We start from the raw sequence: 7711 nt of genomic DNA, 5'->3' as shown, positions 1-7711 counted from the left end.
TGTGTTGACCAAAAACCAGTTGGAAAGACAAGCCATGGAAATGGAGAGAATTTTCATTGGATTTGGGGCAAAGGAAATCCAAATGGTGCAGCATTCTCAAATGACGATGTAAAGGCAGCATATGAAGCCAGAGGAGAAGAACAAGTTCCTTTAGGTATTCATGGAACAACAGTAGCTGTTGATTGGGATTCTTGTATTGCAGCTGGTTCATGCATGAGTGTATGTCCAGTTCAAACATTCCAGTGGTACAGAACCGAACAAGACATTCCAGCTAAAGATGTAGTTGGAAAAGTTTTCGAAGGAACTGGAAAAACTGAACAAGATGAACGATTAGACTATACTGACAAATCACAACCAATCAGAGAACATGATTGTACAGTTTGTATGGCTTGTCAGGAAATCTGTCCTACAGGATCAATTAGAATTGAACCTGCAATGTTGGAATGGCACGAGAAAGCAGCTGGCACATATGTCAAAATGACTGGTGGCGGCAATCCTCACGCACACGATTAAAGAATTAATTTCTTTTTTCTTATTTTTCTAAACTTCAATTTTTCATCCTCAACAAATTTTAATCACTGCAAATCATCACTTTCTGCAGAGGTCGCCTAGCTCGGTAGGGCGCGGGCCTTGAGAGCCTGTGTGCGCAAGCACCCGGGGGTTCAAATCCCTCTCTCTGCGTTTTATTACTTTGGAAGAATAACTGTAAATCTTGTTGGATTATTTTTAACTGAAATACTTCCACCATGTTTCTCAATTAATGACTTACAGCTTGCAAGTCCTAAACCAGTTCCTTTTGTTTTTGTTGTAAATAACGGGTCAAATATTTTATCTATCTTGTCTTTTGGGATTCCTGGACCTGAGTCTGCAAACTCTATCTCTACTGTTTTTGTTCTTGTTTTTGCTGTAATTGTAATCTTTCCATGTTTCATTGCTTCAACAGAATTTTTTAGTATGTTTAAAAATACCTTGATGATTTGATTCTTATCTACATCTACAGTAATATCCGGTATTTCTTTTTCAACTTGAATATTTTGAGGAATTTCTATGCTCTCTAATGCCAAATCTACAATTCTTTTTAATGAAATCTGTTCTTTACGTAATGGATTGTCTCTTACAAAATCCATAATTGATTCTATTTCATACGATATTCTTTCCACTGCATTTTGAATACGCCTCATATTCTCTTCTTTTTTCTCTTCTGCTAATCCCATTTGGAATAATTCCAAACCATTTTTCATAATTGTTAATGGATTTCGTAAATCGTGTGATAATTTTGCTGTCATATCTCCTATCAATGCTAATTTTTCTTTATTTGCCGATTCTCTTTTTATTTTTTCTAAATATGTTAACAAAATCCATATAGTTCCTATACCAAAAACCAAAACTATCAAAAAGATTGGCATGATAATTTTGCTGAATTCTTCGTTTTCAATTTTTTCCTGAGCAAAATGTGTTAAAACAAGTTCTGTGAATTCAGTTGTATGTTTTTCGCCAACATCAATTATATTTACACGTTTTCCATTTTCCACTAGATAGTTATTCCATTCTTTCTCAAATTTAATGACACTTCCAGTTATTGGCTCTACATATAATCTTGATATGTTATCTGTAAGAATTGTATGTCCTGAAAATTGTGGAAATGAATTAGATGCATCTTCACCTTTTATTTCTGTTTCAAAAACATACACTTCTAATTCATTCACATAATCTGTTTTTAGAAATTTCATAGGTGCACCATAAAATACAGCTGGATGAAAAAAGAAATAATCTGTTTTTTCTACTCCTGGTAAAAATCCAAACCTCATATCTTTTTTATCTATGTGCATTAAAGTTATAGGATCTACATGGTAAATGTTCTCAACATGAAATATCTCTTCATGTGTATCTGTTCTTTTACTTGTTATGACTGACTTTATTGTAATTTCGTTATTGTTTTGAGAAATTACTTTCTGGATTAAACTATCTTTGGTAAAAAATATCTCGGTTGTATTTCCATAAACATCTTTTACTATTTTATCTTCTCCCTCATATGCCATATTTAGCAAATCTTTACTAGATAATTTTTCAGTGTTAGGAATGACTAATACCATCCATATTGAAATTACTATAATAGCTACCAAAAATACAGTTAGCCATTGCAAAAACATCTTGTTTAGGTTGAGCATTGATTAATTCTCTTTTTTTATCTTATACTGTTTCTTTATAATTTCAAATATATTTCATTTTAAAGTACTAATTTCAGCTAAAAGTGCTGAAAGCTGAATCTCTGAATTTGCCCCAGATAAAATTCTAAAATCATATTTTGCAATTACTTTTAAAATATCAGATAATTTTTCATGTTTTGTTTTGAAAACTGCTGAATTGATGTATTTTAGAAAATCTGATTCTGACATTCCGTAAACTTTGATTAATTCAATCATCTTTTCTCTTGCTTCAAGAACTTTACCCGCAAGTGCCATTTTTAGAACTTCATCAACATCTGAAGTTTTAGTAAGACCAGCTGATGCCTTTACATGCTCTTCAGTTATTTCACCAAGACTTGCAGTTGCTTGTAATAGATTAATTGCATGTCTGAGATCCCCCTCTGAATAATCATAAATTGCTTTGAGTCCTTTTTTATCTGATTTTATCTTCTCTTTTTTAGAAATTGATTCAAGATGATTAATTACATCTTCTTGAGGAATTGAGGTAAACTTGAAAGTAGCACATCTACTTTGAATTGGGTCTATGATTTTTGATATGTTGTTTGCAATTAGAATAAACCTACAATATTTTGCAGTATCTTCAATAATTCTTCTTAATGCGGTTTGTGCATCTGCTGTCATTTCATCTGCTTCATCTAAAATAATTATTTTAAATGGAACCTCTGCCATTCCTGCAAATCTTGAAAATTTCTTTACTTTTTCTCTGACCATTCCTATCCCTCTTTCGTCTGAGGCATTTAGCTCAAGAGTGTAGTCTTTGGCATATTCCCCAAGAATCTGTCTGGCTATGCATAACGCAGTTGTTGTTTTACCAACTCCTGCAGAACCCGAAAACATTAGGTGTGGCATATCTGTAGGGTCTTTGATTAAAGCTTCCAGACTACCTATGATCTCTGTCTGATTTACTATCTCTGAAAGCTTTGTTGGGCGATATTTTTCAACCCACATGCCTGTTGATAACATGTGATCTCCTAGTCTATTTCCCACTAATAAATCGAAATTAATAGGATCAATTGATCTAACAAAATAGTGAATAGAATTGATCGATCCATTACATCAGGAACTTATTGAGAAATAGTGATCTTAAGATGGAAATTGATAGGATAGAAAAACTACATTCTATAGGATATGGTCTAAAGGATGCTAAAGTTACCATAAATCATGATATCAAATTTAATGTTGCAGGTCTAAAAGTAAATGGCACCCAAGGAGAGGTTCTAAATTTACCTCAATGGATAGGTAAAATTCTATCTCAGAACAAGCTTGCAACAATGGACACTCCCGATATGATTACTGAGCTAAAACAGGCATTATCAAAAGAAAAAATGGTTGGTGAATATCAAATGTCTACACTTGATCCTCATTTTTACATCAAGCTAAAAGAATCTATGAAAAATCTAAACCGTGATGACTTTAATCATGTAGAAAGTATTATGCTAGAATTATTTAGAATGAGGAGAGGAAAACTTGTAAAGCTAGCAGATTCTACAAAACTAAATTCTGAATTATACAACAAACTAACTGTCGAAGAGAATATTTTCTTTAAAACTATTCATGATAATAGTAAAGAATTTGAAAAACAAATTAGAGGAGATTTAAATGAGCAAAGTTCAAACTAGTACGTTTACTGAATCTGCATTATCTGATAAAGTAAAGGATTTTCTAACCAGATTCAAAGATAAATTTGGTAGTTACAAGTACGTTGAACAAATAGATGAGATGATGCCAAAGGGCGCAAAATTTATTCTAGTTGATTACAATGATCTTGTAGTAGAACCTGAAATAGAAATTATCTTTTCAACCGATCCTGACAGAATTCTTAATGCGTTTTCAAGAGCAATTAAAGAAGCACTTCAAACAAGATTCCCAGATTATGCAGAAAAAATTAAAGATGAGGTTCGTGTAAGACTAGTAAATTACCCACTACAAAGAAGTCTAAGACAGATTAATGCAGAAACTATAGGAAACATCACAAGTGTATCTGGTATGGTAGTAAGAGCATCAGAAGTAAAACCACTTGCAAAAGAACTTGTGTTTATTTGTCCTGATGAACATCAAACAAAAGTAATTCAATTAAAGGGAATGGATGTAAAAATTCCTATAGTTTGTGATAATCCAAGTTGTAAACACCGAGACTTTGAATTAAAACCAGAAGCAAGTAAATTCATAGATTTTCAAATTCTTAGATTACAAGAACTTCCTGAAGATCTTCCGCCTGGACAGTTACCCCATTACATTGATGTGACAATTAGACAAGATCTTGTAGATAACGCAAGACCAGGTGATAGAATTATCCTTACAGGTATAGTAAGAGTAGAGCAAGAATCTATTGCAGGCATAACCAGAGGTCACAGTGGATTATACCGATTAAGAATAGAAGGAAACAATATTGAATTTTTGGGAGGTAGGGGATCAAAGACCTCACGTAAAATAGAAAGAGAAGAGGTCTCACCTGAAGATGAAAAAATGATAAAAACACTTTCGCAAAGTCCCAATGTTTATCAGAGATTGATTGATTCGTTTGCTCCTCACATTCAAGGACAGTCTCTAATCAAAGAAGCAATTTTGTTACTTATTGTAGGTTCAACTCAAAGATTACTTGGTGATGGAAGCAAGATTAGAGGTGACATTAACGTATTTCTTGTAGGTGATCCTGGTACAGCAAAAAGTGAGATGCTGAAATTTTGTGCAAGAATAGCACCAAGAGGATTATACACATCTGGTAGGGGTTCAACTGCAGCAGGTCTTACAGCAGCTGTAGTTCGTGATAAAACAGGAATTATGATGTTAGAGGCAGGTGCAGTAGTACTTGGGGATCAAGGATTAGTGTGTATTGATGAGTTTGATAAGATGAAACCTGAAGATAGAAGTGCTTTACACGAAGTTATGGAGCAACAATCTGCAAGTATTGCCAAGGGTGGTATTGTAGCTACCCTAAATGCAAGAACGTCAATTTTGGCTGCAGCAAACCCAATGTATGGAAAATATGATCCATTCAAAAATATCACAGAAAATGTAAATCTGCCAATTCCACTATTGACCAGATTTGACCTGATTTTTGTTGTACGTGATATTCCAGGTAGAGAAAAGGATGAAAAAATCGCAAGACACATAATTGAATTGCATACCCCTCAAGGAACTGACAAACGTTCTGTAATTGACGTAGACATTCTTACAAAATATCTCTCATATGCCAAAAGATCTAGTCCTGATTTGACAAAAGAAGCAGAAGAAAAAATTCTTGAATATTATCTCCAAATGAGAAACGTAGAATCTGAAGAAATGATTACAGTAACCCCTAGACAACTAGAGGGTATCATTAGACTTTCAACAGCAAGAGCTAGATTGCTGATGAAGGATAAAGTAGAAGAAGAGGACGCAGAACGAGCTATATTTCTAATCCAAAGCATGCTTCAAGATGCAGGTGTCGATGTAAATACAGGTAAAGTAGATCTTGGAGTTTTACAAGGAAGACCTAGAAGTGAAGTATCTAAGATGCAATTATTCATGGATGTCTTGAAGTCAATGGAAGGTGATAACAAAATTGCAGTTGAGGAAAGAGCATTTGTTAAAGAGTTAGAAAAAACAGAAAAATTCACTGAAGAAGAAGCACGAAATTATATCCGAAGAATGCTTCGCGAAGCATCTATTTATGAATCAAAACCCGGTCATTATAACCGGGTATGAAAATAGAAAAACTGAATTTACCTAAAACAGCAATTGATTTTTTGTTATCTGAAGGTTTTTCCAAATTGTATCCTCCTCAAGCTGACTGTATTGATAATGGATTGCTTGATGGCAAAAGTATTCTAGTTTCTGCTCCTACTGCAAGTGGAAAAACTCTTACTGCCATACTTGCAATGATTAATTATCTCTCAAAAAATAACGGTAAGATAATCTACCTTAGTCCATTGCGTGCATTAGCTGCCGAAAAATTTACTGAATTTAAGAAATTAGAAAAAATTGATCTGGGAAAAAAAAATCAAAGTAGGAATATCTACTGGAGATTTTGAAAATATAGAAAAAAATCTTGAAAAAAATAATGTTCTTGTTTTGACTAATGAAAAGATGGATTCTATAATTCGACATAGTGCTGAATGGATTGATGAGATTGGATTAGTTATTGCAGATGAGATTCACCTTATTGGAGATGAAAGTAGAGGACCTACATTGGAGATGGTATTGACAAAACTGAAACTGTTAGAATCAAAACCACAAATAGTTGGCCTTAGCGCTACCATAACAAATTCTGATGAAATAGCAAAATGGCTCAATTGCATCTTGATACAAAATGATTGGAGACCCGTTCCTCTTTCTGAGGGGGTATACGATGGCGGAGAAGTAATTATGAGTGATGGAAAAAAATTTGAAATTGAGCCTAGCCTTCGTGGAATTCCAATTGATTTAGGGGTTCAATCTGTAAAAGAAGGAGGACAATCACTAGTATTTGCAGAGACTAGAACCCGTTCAAAAGCACTTGCAACAAAAGCTGCAGATATAATTTCACAATTTCTAGAAAAAAAAGAATCCGAAGAACTAGAAAAGATTTCAAAAAAAATTCTATCTGATAATGAACATACAGAATTGGTAAAAACTCTTGCAATGTTGATAAAAAAAGGAGTTGCATTTCATCATGCCGGATTAAATCAGAATTGCAGACAAACAATAGAAACAGAATTTCGTAAAGGAACAATCAAATTATTATCATCTACACCAACATTAGCTGCAGGTGTAAATCTTCCAGCAAGAAGAGTTGTTATATCAAACATCAACAGATACAATGCAAAAGTTGGTGCCAATAGACCAATTAGTATTTTGGAGTACAAGCAATTGTGTGGTAGAGCAGGAAGACCACAATATGATGATTATGGAGAATCAATTATTGTTGGAAATGGAAACAGTGATGATCTTATGGACTATTATGTTCATGGTGAACCAGAACCAATAGTATCAAAAATTTCAGATGATAAATCACTTAGAACTCATGTATTGAGTGTGATTGTAACCAATCCTGGAATTAAAAAAGAAGATCTTCTTGATTTCTTTTTACAAACATTAGGAGGTTCACAATCAAGAAAAGCAACAATAAAATTTGCAATTGATATTTCATTAAGATTTCTTACTAATGGATTTCTAATAATTAAAAAAGGTGAAAGATACGCTGCGACTGAATTTGGAAAAAAGACTTCCATGTTATACATTGATCCACTAACAGCTACTTATTTTAGGGATGCAATTGAAAATGCATCTCAAGAGAGAAAACATTCTTTTGGATTTTTACACTTGATCACAAATTGTGAGGAATTTTTTCCAAAATTCTCACTTAGAAGTAAGGATTATGAAACTGCAAGTTTAATGATAGAAAATAATTCCTCAGAGCTTTTATCACCCATATCTGAATATGATTGCTCAAGGAGTTTAATTGCCTTACAATCATGGATTACAGAGTCAACTGAATTGACCCTTTCTGATAATCTTGGAATAGAATCAGGTGATATGCATAG

7 protein-coding genes and 1 tRNA gene are annotated in these 7711 nt (G+C 33.4%); 6 read left to right on the top strand and 2 right to left on the bottom strand.

Annotated features, from left to right (window positions below):
• Nucleotides 1–513, top strand: a 513-nt coding sequence (locus BG20_RS11295) for a 4Fe-4S dicluster domain-containing protein (RefSeq protein ID WP_010195549.1), incomplete at its 5' end; no start/stop codon positions are given.
• Nucleotides 514–597: 84 nt separating this feature from the next.
• Nucleotides 598–681, top strand: a tRNA-Ser gene (locus BG20_RS11290).
• A gap of 5 nt (nt 682–686) precedes the next feature.
• On the opposite strand, the gene BG20_RS11285 is transcribed toward BG20_RS11290, so the two are convergent.
• Nucleotides 687–2168, bottom strand: coding sequence for a porin PorA family protein (locus BG20_RS11285; protein ID WP_010195548.1), 1482 nt, complete (start codon nt 2166–2168; stop codon nt 687–689).
• 54 nt (nt 2169–2222) lie between these two features.
• Nucleotides 2223–3170, bottom strand: coding sequence for a replication factor C small subunit (locus tag BG20_RS11280; protein ID WP_048097263.1), 948 nt, complete (start codon nt 3168–3170; stop codon nt 2223–2225).
• 125 nt (nt 3171–3295) lie between these two features.
• Between BG20_RS11280 and gins23 the strand changes: the two genes are divergently transcribed.
• The 4 genes from gins23 to BG20_RS13545 form a co-directional block, all read left to right on the top strand.
• Entirely contained in the window at nt 3296–3826 is a 531-nt protein-coding gene (gins23, locus tag BG20_RS11275; RefSeq protein ID WP_010195546.1) for a DNA replication protein Gins23, read from the top strand.
• Nucleotides 3807–5894, top strand: a complete 2088-nt coding sequence (locus tag BG20_RS11270) for a minichromosome maintenance protein MCM (RefSeq protein WP_007402344.1) — start codon at nt 3807–3809, stop codon at nt 5892–5894. The genes gins23 and BG20_RS11270 overlap by 20 nt, the downstream gene beginning before the upstream one ends.
• The gene (locus BG20_RS13710; RefSeq protein ID WP_250635839.1) at nt 5891–6220 is read left to right on the top strand and encodes a DEAD/DEAH box helicase; all 330 of its coding nucleotides are present in this window, start codon (nt 5891–5893) and stop codon (nt 6218–6220) included. Before BG20_RS11270 ends, BG20_RS13710 begins: the two co-directional genes overlap by 4 nt.
• A partial coding sequence (locus tag BG20_RS13545) for a DEAD/DEAH box helicase (RefSeq protein WP_250635838.1) occupies nt 6171–7711 on the top strand: 1541 nt, incomplete at its 3' end. The genes BG20_RS13710 and BG20_RS13545, both read left to right, overlap by 50 nt.

The organism is Candidatus Nitrosarchaeum limnium BG20 (genome assembly GCF_000241145.1).
In the GTDB taxonomy this organism is placed as follows: Archaea; Thermoproteota; Nitrososphaeria; order Nitrososphaerales; family Nitrosopumilaceae; genus Nitrosarchaeum; species Nitrosarchaeum limnae.
Note: the sequence above shows the minus strand (reverse complement) of the source record. Positions and strands in the feature narration are given on the sequence as shown.